18 protein-coding genes and 1 pseudogene are annotated in these 16358 nt (G+C 61.7%); 10 read left to right on the top strand and 9 right to left on the bottom strand.

Annotation, left to right across the window (positions count from 1 at the left end; all coding sequences use genetic code 11):
* Positions 1–234: 234 nt before the first annotated feature.
* The gene (locus tag M3I56_RS14420) at positions 235–969 is read right to left on the bottom strand and encodes an SDR family NAD(P)-dependent oxidoreductase (RefSeq protein ID WP_254354522.1); all 735 of its coding nucleotides are present in this window, start codon (positions 967–969) and stop codon (positions 235–237) included.
* Positions 970–1098: 129 nt separating this feature from the next.
* On the opposite strand from M3I56_RS14420, the gene M3I56_RS14415 reads away from it, so the two are divergent.
* On the top strand, positions 1099–1677 hold the full coding sequence (locus M3I56_RS14415; RefSeq protein ID WP_254354521.1) for a TetR/AcrR family transcriptional regulator: 579 nt from the start codon (positions 1099–1101) through the stop codon (positions 1675–1677).
* Positions 1678–2067: 390 nt separating this feature from the next.
* On the opposite strand, the gene M3I56_RS14410 is transcribed toward M3I56_RS14415, so the two are convergent.
* Positions 2068–2439 (bottom strand): DoxX family protein, encoded by a 372-nt coding sequence (locus M3I56_RS14410; protein ID WP_254354520.1) that lies wholly within the window; start codon positions 2437–2439, stop codon positions 2068–2070.
* A gap of 79 nt (positions 2440–2518) precedes the next feature.
* Complete coding sequence (locus M3I56_RS14405) at positions 2519–3391, bottom strand: NmrA family NAD(P)-binding protein (protein ID WP_254354519.1); 873 nt, start codon at positions 3389–3391, stop codon at positions 2519–2521.
* A 280-nt stretch (positions 3392–3671) separates the two neighbouring features.
* Here M3I56_RS14405 and M3I56_RS14400 point away from each other — a divergent pair, with 280 nt between their 5' ends.
* Together M3I56_RS14400 and M3I56_RS14395 are read left to right on the top strand one after the other, a co-directional pair.
* The gene (locus M3I56_RS14400; RefSeq protein ID WP_254354518.1) at positions 3672–4091 is read left to right on the top strand and encodes a helix-turn-helix domain-containing protein; all 420 of its coding nucleotides are present in this window, start codon (positions 3672–3674) and stop codon (positions 4089–4091) included.
* Between the two features lie 180 nt (positions 4092–4271).
* A pseudogene (locus M3I56_RS14395) lies at positions 4272–4604 on the top strand (carboxymuconolactone decarboxylase family protein).
* Positions 4605–4624: 20 nt separating this feature from the next.
* Here M3I56_RS14395 and M3I56_RS14390 read toward each other — a convergent pair.
* Together M3I56_RS14390 and M3I56_RS14385 are read right to left on the bottom strand one after the other, a co-directional pair.
* Complete coding sequence (locus tag M3I56_RS14390) at positions 4625–6154, bottom strand: SulP family inorganic anion transporter (RefSeq protein WP_254354517.1); 1530 nt, start codon at positions 6152–6154, stop codon at positions 4625–4627.
* Positions 6155–6265: 111 nt separating this feature from the next.
* Positions 6266–6886: a carbonic anhydrase gene (locus tag M3I56_RS14385; protein WP_254354516.1), complete on the bottom strand. Its 621-nt coding sequence runs from the start codon at positions 6884–6886 to the stop codon at positions 6266–6268.
* A gap of 98 nt (positions 6887–6984) precedes the next feature.
* Between M3I56_RS14385 and M3I56_RS14380 the strand changes: the two genes are divergently transcribed.
* Both M3I56_RS14380 and M3I56_RS14375 read left to right on the top strand, forming a co-directional pair.
* Complete coding sequence (locus M3I56_RS14380; RefSeq protein ID WP_254354515.1) at positions 6985–7203, top strand: hypothetical protein; 219 nt, start codon at positions 6985–6987, stop codon at positions 7201–7203.
* A gap of 444 nt (positions 7204–7647) precedes the next feature.
* The gene (locus M3I56_RS14375) at positions 7648–7854 is read left to right on the top strand and encodes a hypothetical protein (protein ID WP_028204535.1); all 207 of its coding nucleotides are present in this window, start codon (positions 7648–7650) and stop codon (positions 7852–7854) included.
* 19 nt (positions 7855–7873) lie between these two features.
* Here M3I56_RS14375 and M3I56_RS14370 read toward each other — a convergent pair whose 3' ends face one another.
* Positions 7874–8260 carry an ATP-dependent protease gene (locus M3I56_RS14370; RefSeq protein ID WP_254354514.1) on the bottom strand — a complete coding sequence of 129 codons (387 nt, stop codon included), beginning with the start codon at positions 8258–8260 and terminating at the stop codon, positions 7874–7876.
* A 439-nt stretch (positions 8261–8699) separates the two neighbouring features.
* On the opposite strand from M3I56_RS14370, the gene M3I56_RS14365 reads away from it, so the two are divergent.
* Positions 8700–9017, top strand: a complete 318-nt coding sequence (locus tag M3I56_RS14365) for a redoxin family protein (RefSeq protein WP_302056846.1) — start codon at positions 8700–8702, stop codon at positions 9015–9017.
* A gap of 69 nt (positions 9018–9086) precedes the next feature.
* On the opposite strand, the gene M3I56_RS14360 is transcribed toward M3I56_RS14365, so the two are convergent.
* Together M3I56_RS14360 and M3I56_RS14355 are read right to left on the bottom strand one after the other, a co-directional pair.
* Positions 9087–9689, bottom strand: coding sequence for a DUF2867 domain-containing protein (locus tag M3I56_RS14360; RefSeq protein ID WP_254354513.1), 603 nt, complete (start codon positions 9687–9689; stop codon positions 9087–9089).
* 35 nt (positions 9690–9724) lie between these two features.
* Entirely contained in the window at positions 9725–10012 is a 288-nt protein-coding gene (locus M3I56_RS14355; RefSeq protein WP_254354512.1) for a DUF1330 domain-containing protein, read from the bottom strand.
* Between the two features lie 494 nt (positions 10013–10506).
* On the opposite strand from M3I56_RS14355, the gene M3I56_RS14350 reads away from it, so the two are divergent.
* Both M3I56_RS14350 and M3I56_RS14345 read left to right on the top strand, forming a co-directional pair.
* Positions 10507–11301, top strand: coding sequence for an alpha/beta hydrolase (locus M3I56_RS14350; RefSeq protein WP_254354604.1), 795 nt, complete (start codon positions 10507–10509; stop codon positions 11299–11301).
* The gene (locus M3I56_RS14345; protein ID WP_254354511.1) at positions 11302–11646 is read left to right on the top strand and encodes a hypothetical protein; all 345 of its coding nucleotides are present in this window, start codon (positions 11302–11304) and stop codon (positions 11644–11646) included.
* Between the two features lie 76 nt (positions 11647–11722).
* Here the strand turns inward: M3I56_RS14345 and M3I56_RS14340 are convergent, their stop codons facing one another.
* The gene (locus M3I56_RS14340; RefSeq protein ID WP_254354510.1) at positions 11723–13249 is read right to left on the bottom strand and encodes an FAD-dependent oxidoreductase; all 1527 of its coding nucleotides are present in this window, start codon (positions 13247–13249) and stop codon (positions 11723–11725) included.
* 331 nt (positions 13250–13580) lie between these two features.
* On the opposite strand from M3I56_RS14340, the gene M3I56_RS14335 reads away from it, so the two are divergent.
* Together M3I56_RS14335 and M3I56_RS14330 are read left to right on the top strand one after the other, a co-directional pair.
* On the top strand, positions 13581–15158 hold the full coding sequence (locus tag M3I56_RS14335) for an efflux transporter outer membrane subunit (protein WP_302056839.1): 1578 nt from the start codon (positions 13581–13583) through the stop codon (positions 15156–15158).
* Between the two features lie 37 nt (positions 15159–15195).
* The gene (locus M3I56_RS14330) at positions 15196–16347 is read left to right on the top strand and encodes an efflux RND transporter periplasmic adaptor subunit (RefSeq protein ID WP_254354509.1); all 1152 of its coding nucleotides are present in this window, start codon (positions 15196–15198) and stop codon (positions 16345–16347) included.
* Positions 16348–16358: the final 11 nt, after the last annotated feature.

Genomic DNA, 16358 nt, shown 5'->3' with positions numbered 1-16358 from the left:
ACCCGCGTTTGGCGGCCCGCTGCGCGCGATGCGCCACGCGGGCCACAGCAGATGCGCGGAGCCGGGCGCGCTCACCGTCGTTTGCAGTGACGGTAGCGCGAGCAGGCGTGACAATAGCCGCTGGACAATCACCAAAGCCAATCCCGCTTACTGATCAGGAATCCATAGTGGTTTCCACAATTCAGATCCTCTTCACCGCGTTGGTAGCGCCCTTACACGCTTTTCGGCGAGATTTTAGATGGCCGACAGGCCGCCGTCGACAGACAACTCCACTCCATTCACGAAGCTCGAATCGTCTGAAGCAAGAAACAGCGCGACTGTCGCAATTTCCTCAGGACGACCCATCTTTCCCCGCGGGATCACGGATTCGAACATCCGCTTCGCCTCCTCGTCGAGAACCTGGTCCTGCATCGGTGTGGCGATGGGCCCCGGGCTCAGCACGTTCACCCGGATATTCCTGCCCTTCAGCTCGTTGAGCCACGTGCGTGCGAATGAGCGCAACGCCGCCTTGCTCGCCGCATACACGCCGTAACCAGGAAAACCTTTTACCGAAGCCACTGACCCGGTCATGAAGATCGATCCGCCATCGTTGAACAACGGCAACGCCTTCTGAACCGTAAACAGCGTGCCGCGTGCATTCAGGTCGAAGATCGCATCGTAATGCTGCTCGGTAATCTCGCCCAGCGGGACGGCTTCGCCCCAGCCGGCGCTCGCGTACAGGACGTCGATCTTGCCCTTTTCCCGCTTGACTGTATCGAACAAGCGGTCGAGGTCGTCGAGATTGGCTGCGTCGCCGCGCACGCCGGTCACGTTCCTGCCAATCAGCTTGACAGCTTCGTCCAGCGTCTCCTGCCTCCGGCCCGTAATGAAAACATAGGCGCCTTCTTCAACGAACCGTCTGGCGCTCGCCAGCGCCATGCCGCTCGATCCACCGGTGATGACTGCAACCTTACCGTCTAGCTTTCCCATGACTTCTCCTTTCGTGGTGTCGGACAGCGTCTCGGTTCCCCTTTGCACAAAAACGCTGTATCTTGTGGATCACTGATCCAGATCCTGATTCCCAAGATACGGATCACTGATCCACTTGTCAAGAAAACTATGCGGGCCGACGCCAGAAAAAATTACGACCATCTGCTAGCAGTCGCGCGCGACGTCGTCACCGAGCATGGTGCCGATGCGTCCATGCGAGATATCGCCCGCCGGGCCGACGTCGGGTTGGCCACGCTGTTTCGTCATTTCCCAACTCGGGAAGCCTTGTTCGAAGCGTTGCTGCGCGAGAATCTGGACGCACTGACGCAAAAGGCAGTGGACCTCGAAACGTCGAATCCACCTGACGAAGCGCTCGTGTCCTGGTTTCGCGAAGGGGTGGCATTCGTTCATAGCTATAGCGGCGTTGTCGCCTTGATGGCGAGCGCTCACGCGGCACCGGACTCCGCGCTTTATGCTTCATGCGCAGCGGTGCACTCAGCGGGCGAGCGACTACTGCTCCGTGCTCAGGCCGAGGGAACCGCGCGCGCCGATATGAATGGGGACGACCTGTTCGCCCTGATGTCGGCGCTCGGCTGGCTCGGCGACCAACCCTCATTCGCGCCACGCGCCGATCATCTCTTTCACGTAATCGCGAGCGCCATCCTGACTGACCGGACGAACAACGATGTGAAAAAGGCAAGGTGTTGAATCAGACCGGCGATCGGATGCTCGGGCCGAGAAGTCGCACATTTGCGGTTAATAGCGTAACCACAGCATTAGTGCTTTGAAGGCAACGCAACAGCTTGAACGGCTGTTGACGAAGGTGATGAGCCATTGGAGCGGCTGAGTTGTCGCACTAACCAGCGACCCCACATGGCCGACTGCCGCCTGACGCGCACGGCGATAGTCGACCCCGAAGGGCCGGTCGCGAGCACAAGACGTCGATGACCGCTTCGGAATTGCTTCGGACGCCCGTTGACCCACCAACCATCAAGCTCAATTCAACAGGTCAACCCTGTCCCATCCAGGATTTGAAACCGATAACTGGTTGGTAATAGCACTTCCAGCATGCTTTTAAGCTCTTGAAGGCCGTAAGGATTAGGCCCGAGCCAAAGAACCGGTAGCGAGCCGCTTGCGCCAGGCAATGCAGCCGACAACAATCGATAGTGTCGCCACGACAAGTGGCGCCACCCCATGTCCGAATTCGCCGTGGACTGTGACGGTCGCCAGCGCAGCCAACATCACGGTGCAGCCGAGCGCCGAGCCCCACAGCCGCGTCCGTGCGCGCGCCAGCAGAACGGCGGTCATGAGTTCCAGCGAACCAGTCACGAAATGGAACCAGTGCGGATATCCCCACTTCAGGTATTCCTCAAAGATGGATCGCGGGGCGACGATGTTACTGAGCGATCCCACGACGAAAAAAGCGGCAAGAACGAAAGGTAATACCTGGCGCCAGGAAATCTTGGACATTCTTCTACCTTCTCTGATGAGGGCACTGGCGAGGATCAGTGTGGCTCGCCGGGTCGACGAGCCGGCCGATCTCCGTTGTTCATGCCGTAGTGGCCTTGTGGGCCGCCGCAAAGACATCGCGAGGGGACGTCGTGCCCGCGATGTGCTCCGTACCCGCGACGCCGAGGTCCATCCAGCCCGCGTTGACGGCATCGAACATCGCTTCGGCCGGTCCGGTCTGGCCCTTCGGGATGCCGAACTGTTCGAACGCTGCAGGCCACCCGGCCCGCGGGATGGCAAAGGCCTTGACGTCGCGCTGCAAGACTTCACCCAGCTGGGCTGCGACTTCATCCGCGCTGACCATCGAGCCAAGCTCAACGACGCGATGCCCTGACCACGCGGGCCCGGCCAACAGCGTCGCCACCTCGGCGCCGATATCGTCGGTCGCGACCATGGTCGACTTCCGACTCGTCGGGTTGTAGTAGACGGGTAGCGTGCCGCCCTGGGCGACGTGCAGGCCGTAAAGGAAGTTTTCGAAAAACCCGCCGGCTCGCACATAGGCGATCGGCAACGTGAGGTGGCGCAGTCCTTGCTCCAGAAGCGACAGGGCCGTGATCATTCCCAGCCCGCTGGTTCTGTTCGCACCCATCGACGACAGCACAACCACCCGCGGTGGTGCTGCCCTGGTCAGCGCCTCGACATAGTTCGCGATCACGCTCTTTGCTTCCCTGAAATCAGGCGAGGGTGCCCAGACAGTCGGTAGCATGACAAATGCGCCTTCGACCCCTTCGAGCGCTTTCTCTACGGCGGCTGCATCATTCCAGTCGCCGTCGACGAGTTCCACATCTTGATCCGCCCATTTCGTCGCCTTCTCGCGATTGCGGACCAGCGCCCGTACCTTCCTGCCTTGCGACAACAGATGTTGGGCCGTCGCACCGCCTACGCGTCCTGTAATTCCCATTACCAAAAACATGTGTTTCTCCTGAAAATTGGCATTGCCCTTAAACGCCAACATTCCTGCGGCTGCCGATGGATGCGGTGAACCTGGAATCTTCGGCTTCCACCTGCGACTCCACCACGCGCTGGCCCGGATGTCCGCCGGAGTCTGGTACAGAAGGCAGGCGGGAACAGGGTTTGATATCCGAGCTCCCCGAGGAACAGTCTTTGTTTGAGGGCAGGTCTATCATAGAGACCGATGCCTCACGCCGGAAGGAGGCAGTTTTTTGTTACCAGAAGAGTTAAAGGGAACCCGAATGAGCACCGCTCAGAATGCGATCGAGAGATTCAGCCGATATCAACGTCAATTGGGCGACGCCCAGGCCGCACACTGCGCGATTCGCGACGTGCTCGACCGCATCGGCGACAAATGGAGCATGCTCATGATCATGGAGCTCGCGACGCGATCGCAGCGCTTCAGTGAGCTTCACCGGGCCATCCCGGACATTTCCAAGCGCATGCTTACCCAGACACTCCGCGATCTGGAGCGCGACGGACTCATCAGCCGCCACGTTTTTCCCACCAGCCCGCCAAGCGTCGAATATCGTCTGGCCCCACTAGGCCAATCCCTGTTGGAGCCGATGGCGGCCCTCATCGATTGGGCTGATCGTCGTTATCCCGACATCCATGCCGCACGTGTCCGCTTTGACGGCGCATCCGGTGCTGTCCCGCGCTAGATGCTCGGCCCGATGTGCGCCAAGCCGGAGACCACGCACTGCCTCGCCAGCGATGATTGAATTTTCATCCAGTTCGGCTGCGAGTGCGTCCGTCAACGCCACCATGCCGTTGGCTTTCACGAAGGTCGAACCATCAGTAGTAGTCACCCCCTCAATCAACTTTCGTAACAGAGGAAAAACATGAACGACTGGAACGAGTATCGCGAGCAACAGACGCTTCGGTTGCGCGAATTCTCCTAACTTGCCCCGGAAACCATGAAAGGCATCGCGTCACTAGGCCAGGCAGGGGAGAAGATAAACCATCTCGACGCGAAGACACGCGAACTGATCTCTCTTGCCGTGGCCGTGACCACGCGCTGCGACGGCTGCATTGCGTTCCACGCGAGTGAGGCGAAGAAAGCGGGCGCAACGGTGGAGGAACTGTCGGAAGCGCTCGGCGTTTCCATCAACCTGAATGCCGGAGCAGCACTGGTCTATTCTGCGCGCACTTTGGACGCTTTCAGTAAAGCCTGATCGTCATCCTGGGCGAGCGCTCAGGCGCCTGAGCGAGTTGCAGGCGGTAGCACGGCTGCGGCATGCCGGACTTCCACCGCGATCGATCGCAGCGGCGCATCGGCAATGAATCGATCGAGCAGTTCACGCACGTCGTGATCGATGTAATCGGCACGCGAGGTGTCGACGATCACCGTCGCGCGATCCGGGATATGGGCGAGCATTTGCTTGAGCGGCACCTTACCTAGAAATGACACGTCCTTGCGAAAGGAGACCAGGAAATGATCGTCGTGCCGCGCGAGCGCGATCGGCCGATGCAGATTCGCCCACAGTGCGAGTCCGGCGCTGCACAGCACGCCGAGCATGATCCCGGTGAGCAGGTCGGTGGCGAGCACGCTGGCGATCGTAACGATGAATGGCGCGAACGGCGCCGTGCCCTGTTTCGCGAGCGCGATGAACAAGGAAGGTTTGGCGAGCTTGAGGCCGGTATGAATGAGAATGGCGGCAAGACTCGCGAGTGGAATCATGTTGATCACGTCGGTGAGCGCAAACACGCTGACGAGCAGCAGCACGCCGTGCACGATCGCGGAGAGCCGGCTTTGCGCTCCGGCGTGCACGTTCGCGGAACTGCGCACGATGACCGAAGTGATGGGCAGTCCGCCGATGGCGCCGGCGACGATATTGCCGACCCCTTGCGCCTTGAGTTCACGGTTGGGCGGCGCGGCGCGCCGCTGCGGGTCGATCTGCTCGACAGCTTCGAGGCTCAGCAGCGTCTCGAGACTTGCAACGACGGCGAGCGTCAGGGCGACGATCCAGATCTCCGGGGCGGCAAGGCGCGCGAAGCTAAGCTCGAATTCACCGAACTGGAGGGCGTCGCCGAGGGCCGCGAATGATTCGATGGCAGGCAGTGCCACGCGTTGTTCGACCGGCAAAGCGAACGTCGTGCCGGGCGAGCCACAAACCAGCGTCGCGCCCACGCCCGCAAGCACGACGACGAGCGGCGCGGGTGCGAGCCGCACTAGCGGGAAGCGTCGCAATGCGCGCGTTTCCCAACCCGCAAGAATGGCAAGCGAGATCGCGGTGACCGCGCATACGATGGGCGAGATCGACTCGAGCGCGTGAGTCAGAGACCCGGTCTCGTTGCCCGAAGTCAGTCCGAGCGCGAGCGGAACCTGCTTGATGACCAGCAGCAGGCCGATTGCGGCGAGCATGCCCTTGATGACGGGTGTGGGCACATACGAGGCCAGGCGCCCGGCCTTGAGCATGCCGAAACCGAACTGCAGCACACCCGACAGCAGCACAGCAATCAGGAATGCAGAGAAACTGCCAAGGCGCGCAATGCCATCCACGACGATCACGACGAGTCCAGCGGCGGGGCCGCTTACGCTCAGGCGCGAGCCGCTGAGCGCGGCGACGACGATGCCGCCGACAATGCCGGAAACCAGGCCGGCCAACGGCTCCGCGCCGGATGCCCTTGCAATGCCGAGGCACAGCGGCAGGGCGACGAGAAAGACGACAGTGCCTGCGGCGAGGTCACGCGCAAGCGCGGACAGGGAAGCTCTCGAAGTCATGATGGAAGCGGGTAGAAGAGAAGGGTGGAGAACTCGGCGGCAGCGGCCTTGGCGCGACTTGAGGCCTGCGCCTCGAGCGTGCCGGGCTTGCGCAATGCGGAATGGATTTGCTCAGGCCGCCACGCTTGCCTTCGCAGTTTCAACGTCGTAGCCCGACGCGAGTTCGCGCAGCTGGCCGTCGTTCAGCGAAAAGATCCAGCCGTGCACGAGCGGCACAGGTGCGCCGTCGCGCACGAGCGGATGTTCGCGCAGCAGGCGCACCTGCTCGATCACGTTCAGTTCGGCAAGGCGGTTGATGCGCGCCTCTTCCGACGGCAGGCGCGCGAGCGTCGAGCGATGCGTTTGCGCGAGCGCGCAAAGCGGCTTGATGCGACGGTTCACGTGGGGCAGGGCTTCGGCGGGCGGTAGCAGCGAGGCGCGTACGCCGCCGCATCCGTAGTGTCCGCAAACGATGATGTGCACGACCCGCAGCACATGCACGGCGTATTCGAGCACGCTCATGTTGTTGTCATCGTCGGGATGGAAAAGGTTCGCGATATTGCGGTGAACGAACAACTCTCCGGGCGCGCAGTGCGTGACGCTTTCGGCGGGTACGCGGCTGTCGGAGCAGCCGATCCAGAGCACCTGGGGCTTTTGCCCTGTGGCAAGCGTGCTGAAGAAATGCGGATCGCGCCGGGCGATTTCCTGCGCCCAGGCGACATTGGCAACGAGCATACGTTTCGGAAGATTCATGGGTCGAGGCTCCTTTCAGGGCGGCGGCTTCGTTCAATCCTTACGTATACCTTTCTATCAGAAATCAGCCTGTCGTTTTCGAAAAATAAATCGGAACAATGCGCGGCGAATATAAAAAAACAGCCCCGCAATGCTCGTCGGTCAACGGCGGAAACGCAACGATCGAGATCTGGCTTGTCGCGCCGAACGTTCGGCAGCCCGCTGAGACGATCATCAGGTTCGCCTCGCGCGACTTCTTCAACAGGGCGGCGACATACGGCAACGAGGCCGCACAAGTGTGGCGTTCCTTGCGTAATATCGCTCATTTCGACCTCTGAATTGGGTCGAGGGGATTTAAATCACGATCTCAACAATAGGGCACATGCGCGGAACCGTCAGTGATATTTAATTATTTTCGGGTACGTTTTGAAAATGTAAAAAGTGGCGATTCCAACGTTCGGAAACCGTGGATAGAAAGCAGATTTAGTTGGTTTTCGAAGGTCTATATATCGCTGGAAATCCAGCGTTCAAATGTCCGTGCAACGGTGTAGATCATTGACCGTTGTTGGCCGCCTGCGACCGAGTGTGTCTCGCGGTAAGCGAACCCAAAGCGGACCTGCATGCAACGTCGTCGCGACGACCGTTGCGATCGCCAGCCGTTTGAGCGCATGATGGGTGAGCGCGGCTGGTTGTGCTCGTACCGCCGGTAGGCAGCACGCCTGGCGCGGCGGCGATACCCGGAGCAGTGAAGAAACGCACGGCGGCGGCACAAGGAGCTGGCGATGAAATTCTATGCGCGTGAGTATGAAGGGCGGCTGGAAGTGTTTAGCTTCGACGGTGTTTATAGAATTCGCATCGCTCAGTTGTGCGGCGCGGCAAAAACAGCGTTCGCCGATACCGTCCAGCTATGGATAGGTGACGGCGTATCAGCAGACGAAGCCGTTGCCCGAGAGGCCGAGTCATTGGCTCGATTAATTAACGAATACTAGAAAATGACAAGTCCGACGATCAGAGATCTCCGCGCACCTCACCGGTTCCCAGCGCGCTCCGCCGCCGGTTGACCTCCGCCCAAAGCTCATCGCTGTCGTCATTGCGCAGCAGGACCACCCAGTCCAGTTGATTGTCGGCCACGCCGAAGTATCCCAGGATCTCCCTGCGAACAGCATCGACGAACTTCGCGTATTCCGGGGTTGCCTGGGCCTGAGCGTGCAAGGCGTCGTATGCCGCATCGTCCGCGCCGCCGCCGTGCTCGTCGATGTAGCGCGAGATGCACTGGTCCCGTTCGCGGTCGTAGTCGGCCTCGGCCTCGGCGCGCATCGCCTGCACTGCCGTGTAGAAATCCAGTTGGGCAAACGCGGCGATCGCCGCCGTTGTTGCCTCGTCGAAGGTTGTCATCCCATATCTCTTGTTGACGGTGGCGCATCATCTCACGGGCCGCACCCGGGCGGGTGCCGCGAATCCGGATGGTGCATCGTGCCCCCGGGGCGCCGACGTTTGGCCCGCACAAAGGCACCATGATCCGGCGGTCCACGCCTTCGAGCGCGCCATTCACATGGGCCCCACGGGGCGACAGGACACTCAATTTGCCGCACTGCGTCTCACGCGTCTCGGTACGCAGCTTATACAGCACGCATAAGCTGCCCCTAACCTGGCAGTCGTCGTGCCCGAAAGCGGCCGTTGCGAATCGAGTGAAAAGTGATTGCAACCGAAACAGGAGAGTCACATAAGACATTCGTTAACGAGTCCAGCAACTGGCGGCACGCTCGCTAGCTATGCAAGCCCTTGTCGTCGGCTCACCGAGAGAGCTAAACATGAAAGATCCGATGGACATTGACTGGTCAACCATGCCGGCCCCTATAGACGACGGGAGGGCAAAAGCTATATCTTCGGACTGTCAACGCAGGATACGCCGTATCAAAGAGGCGCCGTTGAGCGTCTGCATCTCCCGTATCCGCTATTGTCGGACGAGCATCTCATGTTGACGAAGGCGCTTTCCCTTCCGACGTTCACGGCTATGGGCATGACGTTGTTGAAGCGCTTGACGATGGTCATTAACGACGGCGTGATTGAACACGTTTTCTATCCGGTGTTTCCCCCCGATCAGAATGCGGCTGAAGTGCTCGCCGGGCTAGAGGCGCAATGCGGTCAATGAGCGTCTAGACGCTAGCTCGGGCTACGCTTTGCGCTTGACCTGCATGGCGTGCGGAGACACGTTGTCGCGTCAATTGACCGCCCGTTGCAGCATCGAGCGAGACAGGCGCTTATGAAATGGCATGATGACGAACAAGTAGACTCGTCCAAGGAGATTGTTGATTTTAACCAACGTTGAGATCGTCACTTCCGATCCCTTCGGACTCGGTTGAATGCTTATCCAGATCCTGAAATCCAGATGCTTGTCGTTACCACCAACGACGACTTCAGTGCCCGTACTTGAGATAATCGGAAACACGTCGATTTTCCCCAGCCCGCGATCGCTAAAGTCAATACCTGCCTTTAGTCCGAACGGCGCCACGATTTCGTTACGCAAGGCCATCAGACATCGGACCATGTGTGGCGGATCGGCGAACACGGCGCGCGCTGCTTGTTCGGCGTCGACGTAGGTTCGATCCGCCAGACCGGAATAACCATCGGCGAAATCAATGTGCGTCAATCCCGACGCGCGAATTGCCGCCGTCGGCGTGGGAATCAGCAAGACTTTGTTTGTCATGAGTACCCCAGGTGAAATTTCCAGTGTGGGAATCCATGTCGCGTAGCGCCTGAAATGCACTGCCGCATGCTGCAAGGCACACAGACGCGCAGTCGTGCCGCGTGAGTCATAGGTCAAAGCCCGGCTCCGCGGGCCGAACGTCGTGCCTTTTGTCACACGCCTTCGACAAGAACCGCGCGATAGCGCGCACCCTTGAACCGGTGCTGCGCGACTTCCTGATACGCCGGGCTGTCGTACCACGCACGTGCGGCCGCAGTCGACGGAAACTCCACTATCACGACGCCCTCTGGCGCTTCGCCCTCAAGAACCTGTTGAGGTCCGTAGGCCGCGAGAATCTTGACCGGATGACCCTTGAAGGTCTCGCCCACCTTGCTTTGGTAGATGTCGAGTTCACTCTGATCCTGCGTGCTTTCCTTCGTGAAGACAATATAAGTCGCCATTGCGTCGCTCCTCAGGTTGTGTGAAGGTCCGCACGATGATGCCATGAAACCGCATCGGGCCTCGATACGCAGTGTCGGTGCGGATATCGCCCCATCACTGGGCGAGAGAACCACCCGATCCTCGCAAACAGAGGTTCGCGAGGCGATCCTGGAGGCGGCGTTCCCCACCCGACTGGCGGCATCGCCATGGCTGGTTAAACGTACAGTCTCGCAAGCCCCGGGGGGAAAGGTTAGACTGATTAATCCGATGTCTACGCGGAGCACACCATGGTCACGAGGACGGTCCGCCGTGCATTGTCTGGCTTGGCTTCCGCGTTTACGCCAATGCCCAAAGCAGGGCAACGGACCGCGCGCACCTTGAAATCCGCGCAGCAACATGCCGATGAAGCCTGGAAACGCACGATGAATGGAGGCGGTATCGTCTCGCATCGGAAGATTCCAAAGCCGTGAGCTGCGGAATGTAGAAGCCGTTCGAGGCGATGAACGTCGCCGGGATGCCCAGGAGGAATGGCGCCACGTCTAGCCTTCGCGGGTTGGTCCTTTTGGAAGGCGTTGCCATGTTGCAGGAACGTTTTCTCTACTTTCCTGAGAAGGTTGCAATCGAGGACATCGTCTCCGACCGACTTGTGACCTGGCCGACTACGGAGGCGTTCCGAGGCCTTGTTGGCGAACCGCCCGGAACCGTGCGCGGCACGGCCATTGTCTTTCATGGCAATGCGGGGCACGAAGGGCACCGGTCCTTCTATGCCTCAGCGCTCAACCGGCTGGGACTGCGCGTGATTCTCGCCGAATATCCGGGCTATGGGCCACGCGAAGGCTCGCCAAACGAAGCATGTCTGATCGTCGATGCGCAAGAGACCATCGGGCTTGCGCATCGTCTCTACGGCGCCCCTTTGCTGCTTGTCGGGGAGTCGCTCGGAGCGGGCGTGGCCGCAGCGGCCGGCTCGCGCGAGCGCGACAAGGTCGCCGGCCTGATGCTCATTACGCCATGGGATAAGCTCGAGCACGTCGCCGCCTTCCACTACCCATGGGCGCCCGTGAAGTGGCTGATGCATGACCGATACGACAGCGTGACCCACCTGGCGGCGTTCGGCCAACCCGTTCTCGTCGTGGTGGCCGAACGCGACAGCATCGTCCCGGCGCGCTTCGGCGAAGCGCTACACAGCGCGCTGCCCGGTCCGAAACAGCTGAAGATCGTGGAGGCGGCTGAGCATAACGACTGGATTGGCCATGTCGACGATAGCTGGTGGCGGGAGGCGATCGGCTTCCTGCGCGCGCCTGACCAATAGATGAGATCCCGCTCCGTCCCGCCCAGGGGTGAACGCTTCTATGTCCTCGATGCGAAGAACAGGCCTGTCGAGGTGTTCGACCGCAGCGAGTGGTCTCGCTGGATGGCGGAGAACGAATTGATCTTTCGCCGTACGTTGCTCGAAGAGTCCGGCGTGACAGTCACGACGCGCTTTCGCGGTGTGGCCGACGCGGGGGGTGGGGAACCCGCGCTGTTCGTGACGCGAATCGCCGGAATGGAAGTGCGCGACGACAACGAGAGCTATGGCGCCAGCACGCTCGAAGCGGCGCTCGCGCGGCACGAACGCATCGTTCGGAAGATCCTTAGGAGTCTGACCGGGCAGTGACTGGTGCATAAATTCACGGCAGGCCACTGCGAACGATCCCAGCCTGGCGAGAATCCGTTTGCGATTCGTTCCGGTGTCAACGCAAGTCGCGCTCCATATCGACTTCTGCCCGCAGACTTTCTACATCGCGATAAATAGAGGCTACGGCGACGACCCGTCCGTCTCGCTTGTAGCGCAGGAAACAGTCGCGTCCTGCAATATCGCCGTCAACCGAAATCTCGTCCCAGCTGTCCGCGTGCCCGAGATAGTTGATCGGGACATCGTAGTGCTGGCTCCAGAAGAATGGCACGGCGTCGAACTTCTCATGTCCGCCAATCAGGTTCATCGCCGCCGTTTGTCCCTGGCGCTGCGCGACGACCCAGTGCTCCACGCGAATCGCCGTGCCACTGTGCGGATCGGGCCAGCGAGCGATGTCGCCGGCAGCGAAGACGCCAGGCGCGCTGGTCTGCAGGCAGGCGTCGACTACTACGCCGCGGTCGATTGCGAGGCCGGCTTGCTCGGCCAGTGCCAGTCGCGGCCGCACGCCGACGCCGACCACCACCAGATCGGCCTCCAGGTTGCCGCCTGCTTTGAGCGATACCTGCTGCGTATCGATCGCGCTGGCGGTGTTCCCGAGGTGGAAGACGACGCCGTGTTCTTCATGCAACCGCTGCACAAATTCACCCATCTGGGGCCCCAGCACACGCTCCATCGGACGCTGCTCCGGCGCCACGACGTGGACTTCGAGTCCACGCGCGCGCAACGACGCCGCCACTTCCAGTCCGATGAAGCTAGCTCCGATGACAACCGCGCGCCGCGAGTTCGCGGCGCGAGCGATGATCGCGCGGCAGTCGGCCAATGTGCGAAGGGTATGCACATGCGGCAAATCCATGCCGGGGATAGGCAAGCGAACCGCTTCGGCTCCCGTGGCCAAAAGCAGGCGGTCGTAGGGGACCTTGCTCCCATCCGCCAGTTCCACTTCCTGCGCGGCGACGTGAAGACGCAAGACGCCGGCGTTCAGCCGCAGATCGATGCGCTGATCTGCGTAAAAGGCATCATCTCGAAGCGGCACCCACTCCTCCGGCGCGCTGCCGGCCAAATAGTCTTTGGAGAGGTTGGGCCGGTCCACCGGCGGCGCCTCGTCGTCGCTCAGCATCGTCAGGCTGCCCGCGTAGCCGAGGCGCCGCAGACGCTCGGCAGCAGCGAAACCTGCAGCCCCTGCGCCGACGATCACGATCTTCTGTGGCGCTCCGGCCGGCGAGGTCACGGAACCTGCGGGCGGCGCTTTTTTGTGCAGTACGACAACCTTGTCGCCCCGGATCTCCGTAGACCAGCACGCGACAGGGCTGAGCGCAGGAGCCCGCAGCGCTTCCCCGGTGCGCAGGCTGAAGCACGCGTGATGCCATGGGCACCGTACTGTGTCCCCGACGATCAACCCCTCGGCGAGCGGGCCGTGGTAGTGAGTACAGGCAGCGTCGATAGCGAAGAATTCAGCACCGAGCCGTGCAATCAGCACCGCGTCATCACCGACGTGTCCTGACAACAGGCCAGCTTCGCCGAGAGATTCGATGGGCACGCCTCGTGCCAGATCGGGACCGCTTTCGTTCGATGCCTCACCACTCATGTCGACCTCCACGGGTACGTGACGCAGCCCATGCACCACCACCAGCGTCCCGGGCAGAGGCCGCCTCTTCCCATGTTAGTCCAGGTTGATCAGAACACCGCCACCGGCGGCAACCACAAACAGCACCTGGCATCGGGAGATATCAGTCCGCTTTCGGAACCCTTTCGGTCATCCGAAAGCTTCGGGACTCCGCCATTCGGCTGGCACCTGCGGTGAGGCGCGGGTCCCCCGGGAAGTCCGTTCGCGGGTCGCGTGAACAGGTTGTGGCATGATTTCAAGCTCTGCCTCTGCCGTTTCGTTCGTATTCCGCGCAGTGAAACAAGGTGGATCGATGATCGATGACGTCAACCACGGTTTCCGTCGCAGCCGCTCGCACTGGCATTCGCGCAGTGCGTCTCGCCGCCATGCAGCCTGCGAGACGGTTACGCGTGCTGCATGGGGCACTGTCCTGATCGCCTTGTCCGGCTGCATGGTCGGCCCGGATTACCATACGCCCGCGCCGCCCGCTACCGGCACTTACACATCCACGCCGCTACCCGATCAAACCGCCTCGGCGCCGGGCGCATCGGGTGTCCCGCAACAGTTCGTGGCCGGCCAGGACATTCCCGCCCAGTGGTGGACGCTCTTTCATTGCGAGCCGCTCGACGCGCTGATCCGCGAAGCGCTTGACAACAGTCCCAACGTTGCCGCGGCGCAGGCGGCGCTCAGGCAGGCCGGCGAGAATCTTCGTGCGCAAATGGGCACCACGCTCTATCCGTCCGTCGATGCGAAGGCCAATGCGACGCGCGAGAAGTTCAACGGCGTCACGTTCGGCGAGCCGCAGCTCACGGAACTGCTGAACCTCTATAACGCATCGGTGAGCGTGTCGTACAACCTCGATGTGTTCGGAGGCGGAAGGCGCGAGCTCGAATCGTTGCGCTCGCAGGTCGATTACCAGGGCTTTCAGCTGCAGGCTGCGTATCTCGCGTTGTCCGCGAACATCGTGACGGCGGCCATCAAGGAAGCTTCGCTGCGGGAGCAGATCGAAGCGACCGCGCGCATCGCCGACGACGAAGACGCACAGCTCCGCATCATGCGCCAGCAGCTCGAGCTGGGCGGCGTGAGCCGCCCAGCGGTACTTGCGCAGGAAACGCTGGTGGCGCAGACGCGCGCGACATTGCCGCCGTTGCACCAGTCGCTCGACCAGACGCGTCACCAGCTCGCGGTCCTCGCGGGCAAGCCGCCGAGCGATACGGACGTGCCCGAGTTCAGGATGTCGATGTTCACGCTGCCGCAAACGTTGCCCGTCAGCGTGCCGTCTTCGCTCGTGCGGCAGCGCCCCGACATTCTCGCCGCCGACGCCACGCTGCATCAGGCGAGCGCCCAGGTCGGCGTGGCGACGGCGAACATGTATCCGCAGCTCACGCTCTCCGCGAGTTACGGCCCGCAGGCGCTGACACCCGCAGGCCTTCTCAAGTACGCCGACATGATCTGGAGCATCGGCGCAGGCATCACGCAGCCGATCTTTCACGGCGGCCAGTTGAGCGCGCAAAAGCGCGCGGCAGAAGCCGCATTCGACGAGGCCAACGCGCAATACCGTCAAACGGTGCTGCTCGCATTCCAGAACGTCGCTGATACGTTACGGGCGCTAGAGCACGATGCAACCGGCCTGAGCGCGCAGACGCAAGCATGGCGTGCTGCCAGCGATTCGCTCGACCTGACGCGCGGCCAGTTTCACATCGGCGGCGTCAGCTATCTCGCGCTGCTCGATGCACAGCGTCAATACCAGCAGACCGTCGTGAATCTCGCGCAGGCGCAGGCCGCGCGCTATGCGGACACGGCGGCGCTGTTTCAGGCGCTCGGCGGCGGCTGGTGGAACGACACGGCGACGAGCCAGGCAGACCAGCCCACGCCGGCTACGCCGAAATGAATCCTTGTGCAATGGCCGCCCCTGCCAGGACATGACGATGACGACGAAAAAACCGATGGCAAAGCGGATGATCATCATGCTGATCTGCGTGGGCATGCTGCTCGGCGCGCTGGTCGGCTTCAATCTGTTCAGGGCGCACATGATCCGGAAGTTCATGGCGAGCAACGCCGCGCCGGCCGCCACCGTCACGGCCGCTATCGCAAGCTATCAGACATGGCAGCCGCAGCTTGCCGCAGTGGGCAGCCTGCGCGCGGTGCGCGGCGTCGACGTGACGACGGAAGTGGCCGGGCTCGTGCGCGAGATCGCGTTCAACTCGGGCCAGGAGGTGAAGACAGGCCAGGTGCTCGTGCGCCTGAACGACGATTCGGACCGCGCGCAGCTCGCGTCGCTGCAAGCAGCGGCGGACCTTGCGCAAACGGTCTACAAGCGCGACAAGGCGCAGTTCGACATTCAGGCGATTGCGAGGGCGCAGCTCGATGCCGACGCCGCCGACCTCAAGAGTAAACGAGCCCAGGTCGATCAACAGGCCGCCCTCGTCGTAAAGAAGACGATTCGCGCACCGTTCGCGGGACGCGTCGGTATCACGACGGTCAACCCCGGCCAGTACCTCAATCCGGGTGACGCCATCGTCACGCTGCAAGCCATCGACCCGATCTACGCCGACTTCTTTCTGCCGCAGCAGCAGCTCGGCCAATTGCAGGTTGGCCAGACCATCGTCGTCGATACGGATGCGTTCGGCAACCGCACGTTCGACGGCAAGATCCGCTCGATCAATCCGCGCGTGGACAGCACCACGCGCAACGTCCAGATCGAGGCGACCGTCGACAATCGCGAGCGCAAGCTGCTGCCCGGCATGTATGCGAACGTGAAGATCGATGCGGGCGGCGCGCAGCGCTATCTGACCTTGCCGCAAACGGCGATCACCTACAACCCGTATGGCGCGACTCTGTTCGTCGTGAAGCCCGGCGAACAAAAGAATGCACAAGGCAAGATCATGCCCGTCGCGCAACAGGTGTTCGTCACGCCGGGGCCGACGCGCGGCGACCAGGTCGCGATTCTCAAGGGCATCAGCGAAGGCGCGCAGGTCGTGACGAGCGGCCAGTTGAAGCTGAAAAACGGCACGCCCCTCGTGATCGACAACCGCGTGCTGCCTGCGAACAGCCCGAACCCGACGCCCCAGGAACAATAGAAGAGCGCGCG

Origin of the sequence: Paraburkholderia sp. CNPSo 3281 (genome assembly GCF_024206515.1) — a bacterium.
GTDB classification, from domain to species: Bacteria; Pseudomonadota; Gammaproteobacteria; order Burkholderiales; family Burkholderiaceae; genus Paraburkholderia; species Paraburkholderia nodosa.
This window is presented reverse-complemented; position numbering and strand designations above follow the sequence as displayed.

Excerpts from the sequence above, each read along its gene's own strand:
- M3I56_RS14415 (WP_254354521.1), top strand. The coding sequence starts at position 1,099 with ATGCGGGCCGACGCCAGAAAAAATTACGACCATCTGCTAGCAGTCGCG.
- M3I56_RS14340 (WP_254354510.1), bottom strand. The coding sequence starts at position 13,249 with ATGAGTGGTGAGGCATCGAACGAAAGCGGTCCCGATCTGGCACGAGGC.
- M3I56_RS14420 (WP_254354522.1), bottom strand. The coding sequence starts at position 969 with ATGGGAAAGCTAGACGGTAAGGTTGCAGTCATCACCGGTGGATCGAGC.
- M3I56_RS14385 (WP_254354516.1), bottom strand. The coding sequence starts at position 6,886 with ATGAATCTTCCGAAACGTATGCTCGTTGCCAATGTCGCCTGGGCGCAG.
- M3I56_RS14355 (WP_254354512.1), bottom strand. The coding sequence starts at position 10,012 with ATGGCGACTTATATTGTCTTCACGAAGGAAAGCACGCAGGATCAGAGT.
- M3I56_RS14375 (WP_028204535.1), top strand. The coding sequence starts at position 7,648 with ATGAAATTCTATGCGCGTGAGTATGAAGGGCGGCTGGAAGTGTTTAGC.
- M3I56_RS14405 (WP_254354519.1), bottom strand. The coding sequence starts at position 3,391 with ATGTTTTTGGTAATGGGAATTACAGGACGCGTAGGCGGTGCGACGGCC.
- M3I56_RS14390 (WP_254354517.1), bottom strand. The coding sequence starts at position 6,154 with ATGACTTCGAGAGCTTCCCTGTCCGCGCTTGCGCGTGACCTCGCCGCA.
- M3I56_RS14370 (WP_254354514.1), bottom strand. The coding sequence starts at position 8,260 with ATGACAACCTTCGACGAGGCAACAACGGCGGCGATCGCCGCGTTTGCC.
- M3I56_RS14335 (WP_302056839.1), top strand. The coding sequence starts at position 13,581 with ATGATCGATGACGTCAACCACGGTTTCCGTCGCAGCCGCTCGCACTGG.
- M3I56_RS14400 (WP_254354518.1), top strand. The coding sequence starts at position 3,672 with ATGAGCACCGCTCAGAATGCGATCGAGAGATTCAGCCGATATCAACGT.
- M3I56_RS14345 (WP_254354511.1), top strand. The coding sequence starts at position 11,302 with ATGAGATCCCGCTCCGTCCCGCCCAGGGGTGAACGCTTCTATGTCCTC.
- M3I56_RS14330 (WP_254354509.1), top strand. The coding sequence starts at position 15,196 with ATGACGACGAAAAAACCGATGGCAAAGCGGATGATCATCATGCTGATC.
- M3I56_RS14380 (WP_254354515.1), top strand. The coding sequence starts at position 6,985 with ATGCGCGGCGAATATAAAAAAACAGCCCCGCAATGCTCGTCGGTCAAC.
- M3I56_RS14410 (WP_254354520.1), bottom strand. The coding sequence starts at position 2,439 with ATGTCCAAGATTTCCTGGCGCCAGGTATTACCTTTCGTTCTTGCCGCT.
- M3I56_RS14350 (WP_254354604.1), top strand. The coding sequence starts at position 10,507 with ATGCCCAGGAGGAATGGCGCCACGTCTAGCCTTCGCGGGTTGGTCCTT.